Below are 16,559 nucleotides of genomic sequence, written 5' to 3'. Positions count from 1 at the left end.
TAGATGGCACGCGCGCAGTGATGGGAGTCCGGTATTTCATCGGTCCGGTCGCCAAACATCAAGCACGGTCACAGGTTGGCGTTAAGCAAAGGCGGAGTAGGGGCGCGAACGCTCAGCTCTCTCTCCCCGCCGGAGAGAGGGAGCTCGATCGGCGCTGCCCTCAATCCATGGGCACGTATCGCACGCCCTCATCGTTCTCCACCACCAGCACCAGCTGCCGCGGCTGCATCGCCACCAACCCGCTCAGTTCGCGCAGGCTCGTGACACGCCGGTTGTTCACGCCGATCACGATGTCGCCCTCGTCCAATCCGAGGCGGTCGGCACGGCTGCCGCCCTGCACCGACGTGACCGCCACGCCGGCGACGCCCTGGCCGCGCTGCGCCATCGACAGCTCGCTGAAACGCACCCCGGCCAGCCGCTGATCGAGCGTGGCGCCGTCGACGGTGGCGAGCTTCTCCGGCGTCAGCGTGGCCTGCACCTGGCGGGCCTCGCCGTTGCGCGTGAGCTTAAGCGTGACCTGGCTGCCCAGCGGCAACAGGCCTTCGGCGTTGTGCAGTTCGTCGCTGTCGTGCAGCGGCTTGCCGTCGATCGCCTGCAGCACGTCGCCCGGCGCGAGTCCCGCATGCGACGCGGCCGAGTCGGGCGCGACGCGGGTCACCACCACGCCCTGGTCGGTCGACAGGTTCAGCAACTTGGCGATGCGCGGGGTGATGTCCTGCGTCTGCACGCCCAGGCTCCCGCGCACCACCTTGCCGTGCGCGATCAACTGCCGCATCACCTGCGTGGTGAGGTCGCTGGGGATGGCGAAACCGATGCCCACGTTACCGCCCGACGGTGACAGGATCATCGTGTTGATCCCGACCAGCTCGCCGTTCAAATTGACCAGCGCGCCGCCCGAATTGCCGGGGTTGATCGAGGCATCGGTCTGGATGAAGTTCTGGTAGCCCGCGCCACCGAGCCCCGAGCGGCCCAGCGCCGAGACGATGCCCGAGGTGACCGTCTGCCCCAGCCCGAACGGATCGCCCACCGCCACCACGAAATCGCCCACGCGCAGGTTCGACGAGTCCGCCACCGGCAGCGCCTTCAGTCCCTTGGCCGGAATCTGCACCACCGCCACGTCGGTATCCGGATCGGTGCCGATCAGCTTGCCCTTGAAGGTGCGCCCATCCTGCAGCGTCACGGTGATGTCGTCCGCGCCCCCGACCACGTGGTTGTTGGTCAGGACATAGCCCTTGGCGGCATCCACGATCACACCCGAACCCAGGCTCTGCTCCACCCGCTCGCGCGGCGAGGAGGGCAGGCCGAAGAACTGGCGGAAGATCGGATCGTCGAAGTACGGATCGCGCACCGCCACCCGCGTCCTGGTGGAGATGTTCACCACCGCCGGCGTCACCTTCTGAAGCATCGGCGCCAGCGAGGGCATCGGCTGGCCTGCGACGCTCGCAGGCAGCGCGGCGCGGCTGGCGAGGGGCCAGCCAAGCAGCAGCGCGCTGCACAGGATGAGGGCGCTCGCGGGCGAGGGGCGACGGGCGGTCATGCGGTTCTCCTTGACTTGAAAACGGACCCAACCTGCGACTGTAAACCGGGCCTCCGGGTTCCACGGTGACGACGACGCGCGGCGGATCGGGCGCCAGCCAATGCAGGCCGTGCCTGACAGAAATTTCTGTTGACGCCTACGCAGGCCAGAGATACCGTTCATGCCCGGTCGCACCACAACATCTTGTGTGAGTCGTTCGGGCTCCCACCCAAGTGCTGTGTCGATGCGGCAACCTCGGGGGAGGACGCCGCAAGGCCGGATATTCAAGGAAAACGCGCCCGCTCCGCCTCGCCAGGCCGCTTTGGGAACCGGCGGCGCCGCGGCGGCGTTGGTCAAAACAACAGATGGGTCGCAAGGCCGGGAGTCAGACAATCCGATGAGCACGATGCGTGCACCACTCGCCGCCAACCGTGATGCCACGGCCATCCCGCTGCAGCCGGCCTCCTACGACATCTGGGACAAGAAGTACCGCCTGCGCACCAAGGCGGGCGAGCCGGTGGACGGAACCATCGACGAGACCTGGCAGCGCGTCGCGCGCGCCCTGTCCGACGTGGAAGCGACCGACGAACTGCGCGCGCACTGGTTCGAGCGCTTCCTGTGGGCGCTGCGCCGCGGTGCGATCCCGGCCGGCCGCATCACCTCCAACGCCGGTGCCCTTGAGCACAAGCCGGCGACCTCCACGATCAACTGCACCGTGTCGGGCACCATCCGCGACTCGATGGACGACATCCTGGAGAAGGTCCACGAGGCGGGCCTGACGCTGAAGGCCGGCTGCGGCATCGGCTACGAGTTCTCCACGCTGCGCCCGCGCGGCGCGTATGTCTCCGGCGCCGGCGCCTACACCTCCGGCCCGCTGTCGTTCATGGATATCTACGACAAGATGTGTTTCACCGTGTCGTCGGCGGGCGGCCGCCGCGGCGCGCAGATGGGTACGTTCGACATCTCCCATCCCGATGCCAAGGAATTCATCCGCGCCAAGCGCGAGGACGGCCGGCTGCGCCAGTTCAACCTTTCCCTGCTGATCACCGACGGCTTCATGCAGGCGGTCGAGCACGACCAGGACTGGCCGCTGGTGTTCCCGGTGCACGTCAAGGAGCAGGACGAGATCGACCTTGCCGACCCGACCAAGGTCGTCTGGCGCGAGTGGCCCACCCACGAGAACTACGTCGACCGCGAGGACGGCCTGGTCGCCTGCAAGATCTACGGCACCATCCGCGCTCGGCACCTGTGGGACATGATCATGGTCTCGACGTACGACTACGCCGAGCCCGGGTTCATCCTGATCGACAAGGTCAACGAGATGAACAACAACTGGTGGTGCGAGCACATCCGCGCCACCAACCCCTGCGGCGAGCAGCCGCTGCCGCCGTACGGCTCCTGCCTGCTCGGCTCGATCAACCTGACCACCTTCGTGCGCGACCCGTTCGGCCCGAAGGCCCGCTTCGACTGGGACGAATACCGCGAAGTGGTCAAGGTGTTCACCCGCATGCTCGACAACGTGGTGGAGATCAACGGCCTGCCGCTGGAGCAGCAGCGCAACGAGATCATGAGCAAGCGCCGCCACGGCATGGGCTTCCTCGGCCTGGGCTCGACCCTGACCATGCTCAAGATGCGCTACGGCTCCGAAGCGGCGGTCGGCTTCACCGAGGACGTCTCCCGCGAGATGGCCGTGGCCGGCTGGGAAGTCGCGCTGGACCTGGCCAAGGAAAAAGGCCCGGCCCCGGTGCTCGCGAAGGACTACACCGTCACCGGCGACATGCTGCGCAAGCGCCCGGAAATGGTGAAGGACGGCTACAAGATCGGCGACACCATCCCTGGCCGCGTGCTGCACGCCAAGTACAGCCGCTACATGCAGCGCATCGCCACCGTCGCGCCGAACCTGGTCGAGCAACTGGCCGAGACCGGCGCGCGCTTCACCCACCACAGCTCGATCGCGCCGACCGGCACCATCTCGCTGTCGCTGGCCAACAACGCCTCCAACGGCATCGAGCCGAGCTTCGCCCACCACTACTCGCGCAACGTGATCCGCGAGGGCAAGAAGTCCAAGGAAAAGGTCGAGGTCTACAGCTACGAGCTGCTCGCCTACCGCGCCCTCATCAACGCGAACGCGCTGCCGTTCACCGACGAGGCGGCCAACAAGCTGCCAGAGTACTTCGTGGCTGCCGACGACATCAGCCCGAAGGAACACGTGGACATCCAGGCCGCCTCGCAGAAGTGGATCGACTCGTCCATTTCCAAGACCGCCAACGTCCCCACCGACTACCCCTACGAAGACTTCAAGGACATCTACTTCTACGCCTACAAGCAGGGCCTGAAGGGGTGCACCACCTTCCGCTTCAACCCCGCCGCCTTCCAGGGCGTGCTGGTCAAGGAGACGGACCTTGCGAACACCCTCTACCGCTTTGAATTGGAAGACGGTAGCGTTATCGAACTGAAGGGAAATGAGCAGGTGGAATATGACGGCGAAATGCACACCGCCGCCAACCTGTTCGATGCCCTGAAGGAAGGCTATTACGGCAAGTTCTAGCCAACGCAGGTCTCACACAAAAACCTAAGTCGGAGGGGAAGACCAGATGTCCATCGATACCGAGAACCAAGCGCAGAACAGTTCCATGCCGTCCACGGGCGACACGCCGGCCGCTGCGCCGATGGGCGCCCCGGCTCCGCAGACGCCGGCACCGGCGAAGAAGGCTGCGCCGAAGAAGTCGTCGGCCAAGAAGGCGGCTCCGAAGAAGGCTGCGGCCAAGAAGGCGGCTCCGAAGAAGGCGGCTGCCAAGAACGCTGCGCCGAAGAAGGCCGCGGCCAAGAAGGCGGCTCCGAAGAAGGCTGCCGCCAAGAAGGCTGCACCGAAGAAGGCCGCCGCCAAGAAGACGGCTCCGAAGAAGGCTGCCGCCAAGAAGGCCGCGCCGAAGAAGGCTGCTGCCAAGAAGGCAGCCCCGAAGAAGGCCGCTGCCAAGAAGGGCGCTTCGAAGAAAGCGGTCGCCAGGAAGTCGCCGGCCAAGAAGGTCAGCAGCAAGAAGACGGCCATGAAGAAGGCCGCTCCCAAGAAGGCGGCAGGGAAGAAGTCCGCCAGCAAGAAGGCCGTCGCCAAGTCGACGGTCAAGCGGTCCACTGCCAGCAAGAAGGCGGCGCCGAAGAAGGCTGCCCGCCGCAAGTAAGCCGTACCGACCCCGGCCCGGGTTCGCCCGGGCCGGAGTCTTCCGCACCACCTGCGCCGCGCGCACCGCCCTCCCGCCAGGGAGCGAGAACCCAAAGCCACCACCGCGCGTGCTGCCTTCCCGCACAAGCGGAAATCCATTTGCTCCTGCCCTTAGAAGGGCCGCCCCAGATGGATTCCCCCTTCTGCGAGCTTAAACGCATCGTCCAACCACCGGCCGCCCGTCGACGGCCCGCCAGAGAAAGAGAAAACACCCATGACGATCAAGATCGAAAAGAAGATCAAGGGCTACCAGGTCGTCAAGCCCGAAGACAAGGCCGCCCCGATCGCCGCCGCGCCCGAGAAGAAGGCCGCCGAGCCGCGCCAGGCCGAAATCATCCAGATGCACGAGAGCGTCGAGCGCCCCGAGTCGCTCGTCGGCTCCACCTTCAAGATCAAGTCGCCGCTGTTCGAGCACGCGCTGTACGTGACCATCAATGACATCGTGCTCAACCAGGGCACCCCGCACGAACAGCGCCGCCCCTTCGAGATCTTCATCAACTCGAAGAACATGGACCACTTTCAGTGGATCGTGGCGCTCACCCGCATCCTCTCCGCCGTGTTCCGCAAGGGCGGCGACGTGACGTTCATCGTCGAGGAGCTGAAGGCGGTGTTCGATCCGCGTGGTGGGTACTTCAAGGCCGGCGGCGTCTACATGCCGAGCATCGTGGCCGAGATCGGCGCGGTGATCGAGCAGCACATGAAGAACATCGGGCTCATCCATGATCCGGAGATGGATGAGGCGCAGAAGAAGCTGATTGCCGAGAAGCGGGCTGCTTACGAGGCGGCTTCGGCGGGGAAGAAGGCGGCTGAGGTGGCTTCCAACACCGAGAGCAATGCCAGCGGGTTTCCGCCGGGAGCGACCTTATGCGCCAAGTGCAATACGCAGGCGCTGGTACTGATGGATGGGTGCCAGACTTGTTTGAATTGTGGGTATTCGAAGTGCGGGTGAGAAATCAGGAAATTCACTATCTCGGCTTCGTTGAATAAATGAGCAATCAGGGCGGCAGAGATGCTGCCCTTTTGTTTTTTAGGAACGGACATGAAGGATTCTGCAAACCTCAGCCAGGTACAGAAGCAGCGGTTGGCTGTGTTGGAGCCGAGCCTGAGGGCTTGCGTGGCTCAGGCGAATGTAACTAAAGCCAAGGAAGTGACGCTAGAAATACAAAAGCTATTACGCGCCACGGGTCATGAAACACGGTTGTTGCAAGCAAAAAATTGGTTATTCGAAGCCGCACTAGAGGCGGGTGAAGTAGATTTTGCAAAGAAGGGTTTTAAGGGAGTCTTTGATAAAACCTCCAATAAAACCAGAGTGCATCTAGAAGCTGCAGCTCTATTAGCGATATGCCATTTACGAGAAGGCAACTTGGAGCTTGCTCGCCCGTTCCTCGCTGAGGCCGTGGACAATGTTAGAAATATAAGATCGGAGCGGAGGCGCCGCCAATTCCACGCAAGGCTCCTGGCACGCTTTCAAGACGAGGCAATCTTGGCGGGGTTAAGAAACGAATGTGCGCGTCCGTTAGACTTGGACGTCGTAGACAATAAAGCCGTAACCTTGGTTCGTGAAGCGAGCGAGGACAAGATCTACGAAGAGCTGGGTAAGGCAGTACCTATGCGGGCTCGTGCTTATCTAGAAGAGATACACCAGAGTTATGTGCTTCGATTGCCGGCTCCCGAGCGCAAATTTCTTCCACCTCCTATAAGGGAAGATAAAAACGAAGAGCTTGGCAGGAAAACTTCCGCTGCTCTAAAGAGGGTCGCTTGGAGAGCTCTTTGCTCCAAGGATAGCGAGATCTATCAGGCGTGGAGCAATGGTCTTTCTGTTGTCTACGACAAGAGATATATCTCTGCCGCTATCGTTGCTTGCTTTAACTCATCGAATATCGCGATCACTATGTTAGCAGCCAGCGCCGCGGCCCTCGCCATAAAATTTGGCGCGGAGACTTTTTGTGAAGTTTACGCGCCAAGGTCGATAATGATCGGTAGAGATGAGGTCGATCAATAAAAGCGTGCACTGTTATCGAAAGCGGCGGTGGGGGTACGCCGCAATTAAAAAAATATGCCTCTCATTTAGTCTCAGTCCACGGCATCTTTCGCGCTCAAGAGTTAACCCGGAAGCATGCATAAGCGTCGGCAGTTTCGTCACCCAGGAGATCGGTCTATGCCTTCAGCGCTTCCTTATGTCCCTAACTACGGGAAAATAAAGACACTTTTTGAAAAAGTGGCCTCTGCTAGGGTCCCGGATACTTTCACCCAAGCATATCTGGCTGAAACGCTGGGCCTTAAAAGTGGTGGTGACCGTCCCCTTATTCCTCTCCTGAAGGCGCTTGGTCTCATTGATCCCTCAGGAAAACCAACCGCGGATTACGCACTCCTAAAGAACCCGCAGCGCGCAGGGACGACTCTTGCACAAGGGATTAGCCGAGCGTTTGGTCCGCTTTTCTCAGCTAACGAGAACGCTCATAAGTTATCGGGTGATGAACTAAAGGGACTTATTGCACAGGTGGCCGGGACTGACGAGGAAGTTACTCGCAGAACTGCTGGTACCTTTCGAACGCTTGTCGAGATCGCTGGTGTCACTAATTTCGGGCCGGAGGCCCGCTCCGGAGAGCGTGATGCCGGGGAAGTGGGCGCCAGACCCCAGGGGGTGGCGGACGATACGGGGGAGGGCGAGCGCGCATCCCGTGTTCGTGCGGGTCTAAGACCCGAGTTCCACTACAACATCCAGGTCCATTTACCGTCCAACGCAACAGAAGAGACGTACCTCAACATCTTCAATGCGCTTCGGAAATCGTTGTCGTGAGCTTAGACGATTCGAGGCTAGCGCTCTTTTTGATGCTTGGTCAGGGCGCTGACAGGGTTCTATCTCGGCGGATCGATCTGGTTCCTTCGCACTCACTTCTAATCTCGGAGTCATTCGACCTTTCAGAGGTGGTGCCAGACACGGTGCACAGCGCGCTCCAGGCGGCAGAGGCATTCAAGCTTTTCTTCGTGTTTGAACGATACCTGAGAGACATCATTATCGATGTTTTGTCGCAAGACCCGGCCGTCCAATGGTGGGAAAAGCTCCCTACGGACGTCCGCGCAGAGGTCGAGGCGTTGGAGGCTGCGGAGGACACAAAGACGTGGATGGCGTTAGGCACTCGAGATAAGTCATCGCTGATGACCTATCCCCAATTACTGCGTGTAATTGATGCGTGCTGGAAGCCGAGTTTTGTTGATGTGGTGCGCGACAAGAGCTTAATACAGCAGGCGCGTGTCCTAACGCACCTGCGGAACGCAGTAGCTCACATGACCCCGATTCCTGACGAGGAGCTTGGGCGCATCAAACAAGTGATGCGAGACTGGTTTCGTATGGTTGCACCTTAAGGGAAAAGAGGTCTATAGGGAAAAGGGGGTGGGATCATTTACTGTGTTCCCATAAATCACCTGCCCCTTTTCTTTTTGATCCATTTATTTTGAATCAGGAGGCGTGCTTGCTCTCGTACCCGGTGCACTTTCCTCGCGAGCGCTATAGGGGCGGTAAAGAGAATCTGCGCCGCAAGGCGGCCGAGATAAACAGGCTCATTCAGCAAGTCGAGCAATACGTCAACGAGCAGGGGAAGTTGAATCAGTCGCCGTTCCACCAGTACGTGTACTCGGCCATCGCGCTGAAGCTAGGCCTTGATCCGAGCGAGGTCCGTCACCATTGCATGATCGATGGCGGCCACAATGGCTTTACCGTGATCCGACCTGGGCTGACGATGGATGAAGCCTTTGCCGAAGCAGAAGCCACTGCGGGAGGACAGGTCGCCCCCTGAGCGGGCCCCCTTATTCGCTTTGACCCGTTCCTGTTCTCGAAGAAGTCAGCGTTCTTCGCGCCGGAAAACCCGCCGGTGTCACTGCAACGAGACGTTGAAGTCTCCAGGCCACGCATCTGCAAAAAGGGGTCAGGTTCATTTTCTGGGCCTCGAAAACGTCGGTCAACGAAGAAAAAGGGGGCAGGTTCATTTTCTGGGCCTCGAAAATGTCGGCCAATAAAGGGGCGGTGAGCGCCCCTCCGCGTGGCAGAGGGCTGGCGCCCTATAAAGGGGCGGACGCAATCAAGGGGACGGAGGGAATTAAATCCGCCCACCTGCCTTGGGCAAACGGCGGCTGATCTCATCGGCAACTCAGGGGGACTTTCACGTTCGCCCGTGGCTACATTTAAGGTGGTCGCAGTTAAGGAAAGAATAGGGTCAGGTTCGCTTAACCTGGCTCCTGCTGATTTTGGGGGGCAAGTGCAAAAAAAGGGGTCAGGTTCATTTTCTGGGCGACGAAAATGTCGGCCAATAAAGGGACGGTGAGCGCCTCTCCGCGTGGCAAAGGGCTGACGCCCCATAAGGGGACGGACACAACCAAGGGGACGGAGGGAATTAAATCCGCCCACCTGCCTTGGGCAAACGGGGGCTGATCTCATCGGCAACTCAAGGGGACTTTCACGGTCGCCCGTGGCTACATTTAAGGTGGTCGCAGTTAAGGAAAGAATAGGGTCAGGTTCGCTTAGCCTGGCTCCTGCTGATTTGGGAGGGGCAAGTGAGTTTGCTAGCATTGCTTTACGGACGATGGCCCAGGCCTTGGCAGGAGAATCTGTTGGGCGCTGCGGTTTTGGCGATTGCTTCAATTTATGTGGTGCGCGACCAACTGCGGCGTGATCGGGCGCGGCGATGTGCAAGGCGCGAACGGGATGCAAGGCGCGGAAAAAGAGCAGGCAATAAAAGGGGACAGAAAAAGGGGGCAGGTTCATTTAATGGGCCTCAGAAATGAACCTGCCCCCTTTTGTTGACCCCTTTTGTTGGTGAAAGCATCCAGGGAGGGCGCATGAGGACCTACCTGTTCGTTGGAGTGGCACTGTTGGCGGCACTCTGCGTCGGTACTGCGTGGGTGCTGGGCACCGGTGTCGTCGTGCATGTCGCCGGGCCGGCCGTTCCCCCGCTTTCTAAGCAGGGGGAACGATCGTCGCGAGGGGCGTCTTCGATGTTCCGTTACCCCGCGAAGGTTTCAGGTTTGGGCGAATCGGGTCTGCATGTGGTCACGGAGGAGGTCGCGCCGGATCATGTAGTGGATGCTTGGGGCGGGCAGTTGCTCGGTTCCGACCGGGGTGAGTGGGGCGGCGAGCTTGTTTTCCGTGATGCCAAAGGGACCATCCACCCGCTGCTGAAACACAATGTGCAGGGAATCGTGCCAATGCCCTTCGGCATGGTCGTGTTCACTGGCTTGGCTCATATGGGGCAAAGCGCCGGCGCGATCTACCGGGTGATCCGCCGCGCAGACGGGTCGGTGGCGCCCGAGTTGTTGCATCAGTTGCGCGGCGCGCCCGGGTCGATCGAATGGACCGCGCGTGGTGACCTTGTTTTCAAGGTCGATGTCGAAGCCGAACATCTACACAGATGGATGAGTGATCGCAGCACCGAGTGTCAGTTGCTGGACCGGTATGGCGCGCTTCATCGGCAATGGTGCGTCGCCATCCGCTAGCGGAAACAGGGGTTAGAGGGCACTTTTTTGAGCCGGCTCTGCTCCCTGTTTTTCGAAAAGGGGGTCAGGTTCATTTTCTGTATTTTCATAAATGAACCTGACACGTTTGTTTAGTTTTCGGATTAAGCCGAGGCCTTCTTTCAAACAAACGCGTTCGCGATTTTATTCTTGGGCGTTCAAACTATGGCGGATACCTTAGTTACCGTTAAGGCATACCAGTCGCTGCTAGGTCGATACACGAAGACCGTGCGAGCGCTAGACGAAGCGAAGGCCAAAGCCGCAATCCTGCTCCAAGAGCTTGAGGAGGCTAAGAAGTGGGAGGGACGGCACCAGAGGCTGAATAGGCGCCATGCCAGGGTGCTCTACCAGCTTAATGAGGCTCTGAAGATTATCGCTAAAAGCAAAAACAGGGGTCAGAGTGCACTTTAAGAGTGCACTTTCCCAGGAGCTAACTGGTTCAGAGTCCCTTATCGAAGCCAATATAAAAAAGGGGTCAGGTTCATTAATATAAAAAAGGGGTCAGGTTCATTAATGGGCCCATAAGTGGACTTGGCTTCTTTTTTTTGCATGATCATCGTTGGCTGGCGCCGCGCGCTCAAAAGCCCGGTCGGGCGTCTATTCCACCCTCAACAACGCCAGCGCCTGATGCCGTGCCGAGGCGCGAAGCGACCGGCGTAGCTCGGGGTCGTTGGTGGTGCGTGCCAGCACCATCCCGCCCACGCACAGGGCGACCATCGCCTCGGCGCGCCGGGGCGCGTCGCGAACGCCCCTGAGCGCGGTCCGGTAGATGTGTCCCATGCCCCGGATGAGGCTCGTATAGGCCTCCTGCGGCTCCAGCCCCGCGCGCGCCACGTCCGAGGGCAGGGCATAGAGGGGGCAGTGCAGGTCGATATTCGCCAGCGTTTCGTCGCTCAGGTAGAGCTCCACCAGCATGCGGGCTAGCGCGCGCGGGTCGCGCAGCTTGTCCGCGTCATCGGCTGTCCGGATGGCGAATGGATTGCAGGTGGCGAAACTCGCCACGGCCGCGGCATACAGTTCGCTCTTGCTCCGGAAGTGATGGTAGAACGCGCCGCGCGTCAGCCCGGCGTCGGCCATGATCTGGTCGATGGTGACCTGCTCGAACCCATGGCGATTGAACAGGCGGCGCGCGGACTCGATGACGCGTGCGCGTGTCTGCACGGCATGTTCGGGGCGGTAAGACATGGTGTGGAACCTCCGGCAGCGAGGTATAGCGCGACTGCAAAATATGTTCTTTAACATATTGTGCGGATGCGTAATCTGGGCCACCGGTAACCACCCACCGGAGGCAACAGCATGAAGATCTACTGGATCAGGGCCCAGGCGCCACGTCGCGTGCTGGCGTTGGCGAAGCATCTGGGCATCGAGGCCGACTGCATCGAGGTCGACCTTGGGGCGGGCGGCCTGAAGGCGCCGTCGTACCTGGCCCTCAATCCCAACGGCAAAGCGCCGACCATGGTCGACGGCGAGGTCACGCTATGGGAGTCCTCGGCGATCATGGCCTACCTGTGCGCCAAGGTCGGCTCGGACATGTGGCCCGTGCAGCAGCCGGCCGATCAGATCGAGATACTGCGTTGGCTGTCCTGGAACGACAACCACTGGTCGCGCGCGGTAGGACCGTTCTATTTCGAGCACGTGATCAAGCCGTCTTTCCATATCGGCGAGCCGGACCGGGCGGAACTGGCCGCCGCGGTGCCGGGCTTGCACAAGGTCGCGCCTGTGCTGGAGGGTCATCTCGCTTCCCGCGATTTCGTGGCATGCGGCCGGCTCACCATTGCCGACTTCCAGCTGGCGTCCATGGCGTGCGATTGGCGCCAGGCAGAGATGCCGTTCGACGCCTATCCGAACATCACACGCTGGCTCGATCGGCTGATGGCGATTCCGGCCTGGGCCGAGCCATGGCCGACGAAGGCGGACGCGTCGCAGATGCCGGCACTGGCGAACGCCTGAACGCCTGAAACAGGGTCTGGCGGATCAGGGATCGGAGGGCACTTTTCAAAGTCGACGCCGATCCCTGCTTCCTGTTGCTCGCGTTGCGCCGCCGGGGTGCTGCCCCGCGGCCGCCCGACTTTGGTCGAGCGATCCTCGCCGCCCTCGCGTTACGCTACAGCGCCCCACGACGGCCTCGCTCATGCTCGCCTCGCTACCTGCGCTGTTGCGCGTCCCGCTTGCCCTGCTGTTGCTTGCCGCCAGCACCGTGGCGCATGTGCTGGTGCTGTTCGCGCTGACGTTGGTCAAGCTCGTGCTGCCGTGGCGGGGCGCGCGCGCGGCGCTGTCGCGCGCGCTGGTGGTGATCGCGGAGAGTTGGATCGGGGTCAACGGCGCCCTGTTCGATCTGTTCACGCACACCCGCTGGCAGATCGAGGGGCTGGAAGGGCTGCGCCCGGACGGCAACTATCTGGTGCTGTGCAACCACCAGAGCTGGGTGGACATCCCCGTGCTGCAGAAGGTCTTCAACCGCCGCATTCCATTCCTGCGCTTCTTCCTCAAGAGCCAGCTGATCTGGGTGCCGCTGCTGGGGCCGGCGTGGTGGGCGCTGGATTTCCCCTTCATGAAGCGCCACTCGCGCGAGCAATTGGCGAAGCACCCCGGGCTGGCCGGCAAGGATCGCGAGACCACCCGCCGCGCCTGCGAGAAATTCCGCCACATGCCGGTCTCGGTGATGAATTTCGTCGAGGGGACGCGCTTCACCCGCGCCAAGCACGAGGCGCAAGGATCTCCGTACCGCCATCTGCTGCGCCCCCGCGCCGGCGGCGTCGCCTTTGTGCTCGACGCGATGGGCGAGGGCCTGCACGCCATCCTGGACGTCACCATCGTCTATTCGGGTGGCGTCGGATCGATGATGGATTTGATCGCCGGCCGCATCCGCGACATCCGCGTGCAGGTGCGCCAGCGTTCCATCGAGCCCGCCCTGCGCGGCGACTACGAGAACGACCCGGCCTTCCGCGAGCGCTTCCAGGCATGGATCAACGCGTTGTGGGAGCAGAAGGATGCGGACATCCAGCAGCAAACGGGGTCGGGTTGACTCATTGACACGATCGTCCAAGCGACCTAGCAGGCCTGCCTGAATCCATCGGTAGATATAACTGACGTAACTAACGGGGTCAGAGCCCTTTATTCGATTTGCAACTAACGGGGTCAGTTTCACCCATCAGGCGGGAACGGCCAGCTATCGGGACGGAGGCAATCAAACCATGGCGCATTACTCTCGACTCTGCGCAGTGCTGATCGACTGCAAGACGGACGACGTGGACGACGCGGCGGCATTCTGGGCGGCTGCGCTCGGTCGCCCCACTGACCCGTCGCATCCCGGCACACGCGGCAACTACCGCATGCTTGAAACCCCGCCTGACGAACCTATCGTCCAGAGCCAGCGCGTGGAGCACGAGAGCCGCGTGCACCTGGACATCGAGACAGATGACATCCCTGCCGCGGTCGCCCGTCTGGAGAAGCTGGGAGCCATGGTGGTGCAGCGTCTCGAACGCTGGGTAGTCATGCAGGCCCCTACCGGGCAACGCTTCTGCGTGGTCCGGGTCCAGCGGCCTGGCTACCCGAAGAACGCCAATCGGTGGGATTAGGCTTGTCCGACTCAGGCGGAACGACCGGGGTCAGAGCCTTTCATCAAACGGAGCGGGGCTCTGAGACGAACGGGTTCAGGTCCACTTGAGGCGAGAAGGCGGAGCGCCGGCGATCATGCGCGAGGTCCCAATCAGATCGTCCGTCCGTTCGCTCAGCACGAGCCTTGTTGTGCTCGGCACGCTCGGCGTGCTCGTCGCGCCGCACCTGGGTGTGCCGATGGTGCTTTATCCGTTGTTCGGGCTCGGCTTGTGCACGGTGATGCTGCACGGCCAGGGGCTGCCGTGGGCCGATACGGGTTTCAACGAGCTAGCGGGGTCAGAGCACCTTTTCACGGCACACTTCTCCGGCAATAAAGGGGGCGGAGAGAATTAAAGCGAGATAACCCCGTCCGTTCCCTACTTGGTCCCCTTCTGGCGCGTTCGGGCCTCGACGTTATGGGGTCTGCAGCAAGGCTCAATGCGCCCATCCTAGGCTGTCGGGAGAGCCGTCTGGGTGTGCAAACCAGCGGACTGTGTTTACCTGGTTGGGACAGCCAGATCCTTGCACGGTGGAAACTAGGTGACCGCCGGACGTGGCCAGGAAGGCATAACGGCAACTTCCTTGATTGTCCCAAAAACGGCGCTCCACAGTCGACTGCCAAGCATCGTCGGTGCCGGCATCCAGGTCGCGCGCGTGTACGCCAGTGAATTGATCGGCCAGATGGCTCTCGTACCGCAGACCTGGGCGGATTTGCGTCGAGTCTTCCGCCCGCCTTTGATCGACGCTTACCTGACCCTCCGTGGGATACATGATTAGATCGCCAAATTCGCCAGGCGCGGCTTTGGCGTTCATGTCGTAGTTCCACGTCAACGGATAGTTGGTAACGTGTTCGTCGTCGCTGAGGACCGATCCATTCACCGTCCGTCGGCTGCGCTGCCGTGTCGTACTCTCCAGTGTGACGTGCTGGCTATACAAGCGCACGTAGGGCCATATGATGCCATCGAGCCTCATGTTTTGGACGTTCCGGAAATGGCTGTCCTGTGTCAGATCCGTGTGAATCCTGCCGCGCGATGTATTTACGTATCCCTTGATTTCGAAACGGCGATCAAGGGCAGTTGTAATGTCTCCTTGGACCACATCGTTCGCGGCTGTCAAGGTATCCGTCACTACAGGCGCGATGCTGTTGCTTGCCAGGGTGTTCAAAGTCACAGCACCGCTAACGCGAACCGAACGCTTATCCTGATAGAGGAGGAGCTGCGCATCCACAGGCATGCCTCCATTCAAAGAGATGGTGTGCGCACCCGCCTCATTTAGGACAGCCGCGAAGGGGGTGAGGTCAACTCTATATGGCGTTACGCTAAGGGTTAAAAGGGGTGGTGCTGGTAGGTTGACGGTATTTTTGAAGAATGGGTTGAAATCGGCAGAAACCATGGGGAAGTACGGTGCAACGCCCGCAGGCGTTCCGTCCACGCTCACTTGGACTTCGTCAAAACTGGTGCCGGTGCAGCCTTGTGCTACCGGCTGCATTGAGTAGCTGCGATCGTCCCCGGGGGAAGCGTCGGTCCTTAGTGGCCACCTGGCGGCGTCTGTATTGGGGACGCAGGTAAACCACCAAGGCGCAGCGTTATAAACGTCCAGATAAGCGCGCACGATGTTGTGCGGGAGCAAGAGTCCAGCCGATTGATCTGACACGATGTGGTAAATGGCGTCAGCGGCGCGCGGTGAGGGAGTCGTGCGAGAACTGCGATAGAAAAACAAGCGCGCCGTGCCGATTAAAGGGGTGCCTCCGGACCAAGTATCTTCACGAAGTACAGCACGCAGCTGGCCCGTGTGCTGTTTCGACAGAAAAGAGGAGAGATCGGTAAGATCTCGCTCGGCATGCCAGCTGGCGCTGTCTGGAAAGTCGGGCATCCCTCCCTGGAAGACGGGTCTGCCAGCCAGAAGTAGCGTTGCTGCTTCCGTATCGACGTGCCGGTCGGCCGACAGATCAAGCTTCAGAATCACCTTTGCCCAAGGACCGCTGCACCCGGATGGCGGCGTGTACGCGAAATTCAAGCCGGGACCGGTGGTAGTGCTGGGGAACAGCTCCTGGTCGCGGAACAGCACAGCCACGCAAGGGATTCCTGCTGCTGCCGGCACTACGGGGTCCACGCTTGCGACAGGCACCGGATCTGTCGTCTGCGGAGAAGCGGTTACCGGCGCAAAAGGCAGGAACAGGGCGGCCAAGCTGAAGCCGCCGGCGATCTTGGTGTGCTTCATGAGAATCTCCCGATCCCCCTGCGCGCGCGATCGTGCGCGGGGATTTGTGACGATCGCGCATCGGTAGTTGAGTCTGCTTAGCGCACTCATGCGGAAAACGGGATCAGGCTTTTCTCGAGCGTCCAGAAGTGAAGAGGACTCCGTTGGCGTGGCAAACTCGTCCAGGCGGGCGCCCGTACCGCGCCCCGCGTTAATTCCAGCGATAGCTACTGATGTACCTGAAGGGGAAAATGTGAAGAAGCTCTACCTAATTTGTCTATCTGCCGCAATGTCTGGTTGTTCCGCAAGCAATGTGAACATGCACGGCCCCTCCACGAGCCTCTATGCGCCAATTAACGAGACTCTCAGCACCGGGGAGATCAGCTATTGCAACGCCGGCGCCAAAAGCGTTCGCGACGCGCGCCGAGAGGATGCTTACAAAAAGATGTACGAGGCATGTGGCGGGAAATACGCGATAGTCCATGAAGAGGACCAAAACCCAGCTTTTTGCAAGATGGA

The 16,559-nt window shown here is 60.9% G+C and carries 15 protein-coding genes; 12 read left to right on the top strand and 3 right to left on the bottom strand.

Features of this window, described 5'->3' with window-relative positions; translation table 11 throughout:
* Positions 1-160: 160 nt before the first annotated feature.
* Positions 161-1,537: a DegQ family serine endoprotease gene (locus tag ACFWZ1_RS15030; protein WP_439667036.1), complete on the bottom strand. Its 1,377-nt coding sequence runs from the start codon at positions 1,535-1,537 to the stop codon at positions 161-163.
* Between the two features lie 376 nt (positions 1,538-1,913).
* On the opposite strand from ACFWZ1_RS15030, the gene ACFWZ1_RS15025 reads away from it, so the two are divergent.
* The 8 genes from ACFWZ1_RS15025 to ACFWZ1_RS14990 all read left to right on the top strand — a co-directional run bounded on the left by ACFWZ1_RS15025 (position 1,914) and on the right by ACFWZ1_RS14990 (position 10,226).
* A complete protein-coding gene (locus tag ACFWZ1_RS15025) occupies positions 1,914-4,064 on the top strand; it encodes an adenosylcobalamin-dependent ribonucleoside-diphosphate reductase (protein WP_439667035.1) in 2,151 nt (716 codons plus the stop codon).
* 46 nt (positions 4,065-4,110) lie between these two features.
* Positions 4,111-4,695 (top strand): histone H1-like repetitive region-containing protein, encoded by a 585-nt coding sequence (locus tag ACFWZ1_RS15020; protein WP_439667034.1) that lies wholly within the window; start codon positions 4,111-4,113, stop codon positions 4,693-4,695.
* Between the two features lie 255 nt (positions 4,696-4,950).
* Positions 4,951-5,685 (top strand): TSCPD domain-containing protein, encoded by a 735-nt coding sequence (locus ACFWZ1_RS15015; protein ID WP_439667033.1) that lies wholly within the window; start codon positions 4,951-4,953, stop codon positions 5,683-5,685.
* A gap of 90 nt (positions 5,686-5,775) precedes the next feature.
* Complete coding sequence (locus ACFWZ1_RS15010; protein ID WP_439667032.1) at positions 5,776-6,738, top strand: hypothetical protein; 963 nt, start codon at positions 5,776-5,778, stop codon at positions 6,736-6,738.
* A 156-nt stretch (positions 6,739-6,894) separates the two neighbouring features.
* The gene (locus tag ACFWZ1_RS15005; protein ID WP_439667031.1) at positions 6,895-7,536 is read left to right on the top strand and encodes a DUF5343 domain-containing protein; all 642 of its coding nucleotides are present in this window, start codon (positions 6,895-6,897) and stop codon (positions 7,534-7,536) included.
* Positions 7,533-8,102 (top strand): Swt1 family HEPN domain-containing protein, encoded by a 570-nt coding sequence (locus ACFWZ1_RS15000; protein WP_439667030.1) that lies wholly within the window; start codon positions 7,533-7,535, stop codon positions 8,100-8,102. The genes ACFWZ1_RS15005 and ACFWZ1_RS15000 overlap by 4 nt, the downstream gene beginning before the upstream one ends.
* A 107-nt stretch (positions 8,103-8,209) precedes the next feature.
* Entirely contained in the window at positions 8,210-8,533 is a 324-nt protein-coding gene (locus tag ACFWZ1_RS14995) for a hypothetical protein (RefSeq protein ID WP_439667029.1), read from the top strand.
* Positions 8,534-9,572: 1,039 nt separating this feature from the next.
* On the top strand, positions 9,573-10,226 hold the full coding sequence (locus tag ACFWZ1_RS14990) for a hypothetical protein (protein WP_439667028.1): 654 nt from the start codon (positions 9,573-9,575) through the stop codon (positions 10,224-10,226).
* Positions 10,227-10,841: 615 nt separating this feature from the next.
* On the opposite strand, the gene ACFWZ1_RS14985 is transcribed toward ACFWZ1_RS14990, so the two are convergent.
* On the bottom strand, positions 10,842-11,429 hold the full coding sequence (locus ACFWZ1_RS14985) for a TetR/AcrR family transcriptional regulator (RefSeq protein ID WP_439667027.1): 588 nt from the start codon (positions 11,427-11,429) through the stop codon (positions 10,842-10,844).
* 111 nt (positions 11,430-11,540) lie between these two features.
* Between ACFWZ1_RS14985 and ACFWZ1_RS14980 the strand changes: the two genes are divergently transcribed.
* From ACFWZ1_RS14980 to ACFWZ1_RS14965, 4 genes are all read left to right on the top strand, one after another.
* On the top strand, positions 11,541-12,194 hold the full coding sequence (locus ACFWZ1_RS14980; RefSeq protein ID WP_439667026.1) for a glutathione S-transferase family protein: 654 nt from the start codon (positions 11,541-11,543) through the stop codon (positions 12,192-12,194).
* Positions 12,195-12,375: 181 nt separating this feature from the next.
* On the top strand, positions 12,376-13,269 hold the full coding sequence (locus ACFWZ1_RS14975) for an acyltransferase (RefSeq protein WP_439667025.1): 894 nt from the start codon (positions 12,376-12,378) through the stop codon (positions 13,267-13,269).
* Positions 13,270-13,438: 169 nt separating this feature from the next.
* Positions 13,439-13,822 (top strand): VOC family protein, encoded by a 384-nt coding sequence (locus ACFWZ1_RS14970; protein WP_439667024.1) that lies wholly within the window; start codon positions 13,439-13,441, stop codon positions 13,820-13,822.
* A 169-nt stretch (positions 13,823-13,991) separates the two neighbouring features.
* Complete coding sequence (locus tag ACFWZ1_RS14965) at positions 13,992-14,195, top strand: hypothetical protein (RefSeq protein WP_439667023.1); 204 nt, start codon at positions 13,992-13,994, stop codon at positions 14,193-14,195.
* An 81-nt stretch (positions 14,196-14,276) separates the two neighbouring features.
* Here the strand turns inward: ACFWZ1_RS14965 and ACFWZ1_RS14960 are convergent, their stop codons facing one another.
* A complete protein-coding gene (locus tag ACFWZ1_RS14960; RefSeq protein ID WP_439667022.1) occupies positions 14,277-16,061 on the bottom strand; it encodes a peptide-N4-asparagine amidase in 1,785 nt (594 codons plus the stop codon).
* Positions 16,062-16,559: the final 498 nt, after the last annotated feature.

The organism is Frateuria sp. GZRe14, assembly GCF_051900395.1.
Lineage (GTDB): Bacteria > Pseudomonadota > Gammaproteobacteria > Xanthomonadales > Rhodanobacteraceae > Frateuria_A > Frateuria_A edaphi.
The sequence above is the reverse complement of the archived record's forward strand: the minus strand, read 5'-3'. Positions and strand labels throughout refer to the sequence as shown.

Coding starts and splice junctions, on each gene's coding strand:
- ACFWZ1_RS14980 (WP_439667026.1), top strand. CDS start 11,541: ATGAAGATCTACTGGATCAGGGCCCAGGCGCCACGTCGCGTGCTGGCG.
- ACFWZ1_RS15025 (WP_439667035.1), top strand. CDS start 1,914: ATGAGCACGATGCGTGCACCACTCGCCGCCAACCGTGATGCCACGGCC.
- ACFWZ1_RS15030 (WP_439667036.1), bottom strand. CDS start 1,537: ATGACCGCCCGTCGCCCCTCGCCCGCGAGCGCCCTCATCCTGTGCAGC.
- ACFWZ1_RS14975 (WP_439667025.1), top strand. CDS start 12,376: ATGCTCGCCTCGCTACCTGCGCTGTTGCGCGTCCCGCTTGCCCTGCTG.
- ACFWZ1_RS15010 (WP_439667032.1), top strand. CDS start 5,776: ATGAAGGATTCTGCAAACCTCAGCCAGGTACAGAAGCAGCGGTTGGCT.
- ACFWZ1_RS14985 (WP_439667027.1), bottom strand. CDS start 11,429: ATGTCTTACCGCCCCGAACATGCCGTGCAGACACGCGCACGCGTCATC.
- ACFWZ1_RS15015 (WP_439667033.1), top strand. CDS start 4,951: ATGACGATCAAGATCGAAAAGAAGATCAAGGGCTACCAGGTCGTCAAG.
- ACFWZ1_RS14970 (WP_439667024.1), top strand. CDS start 13,439: ATGGCGCATTACTCTCGACTCTGCGCAGTGCTGATCGACTGCAAGACG.
- ACFWZ1_RS14960 (WP_439667022.1), bottom strand. CDS start 16,061: ATGAAGCACACCAAGATCGCCGGCGGCTTCAGCTTGGCCGCCCTGTTC.
- ACFWZ1_RS15020 (WP_439667034.1), top strand. CDS start 4,111: ATGTCCATCGATACCGAGAACCAAGCGCAGAACAGTTCCATGCCGTCC.
- ACFWZ1_RS14990 (WP_439667028.1), top strand. CDS start 9,573: ATGAGGACCTACCTGTTCGTTGGAGTGGCACTGTTGGCGGCACTCTGC.
- ACFWZ1_RS15005 (WP_439667031.1), top strand. CDS start 6,895: ATGCCTTCAGCGCTTCCTTATGTCCCTAACTACGGGAAAATAAAGACA.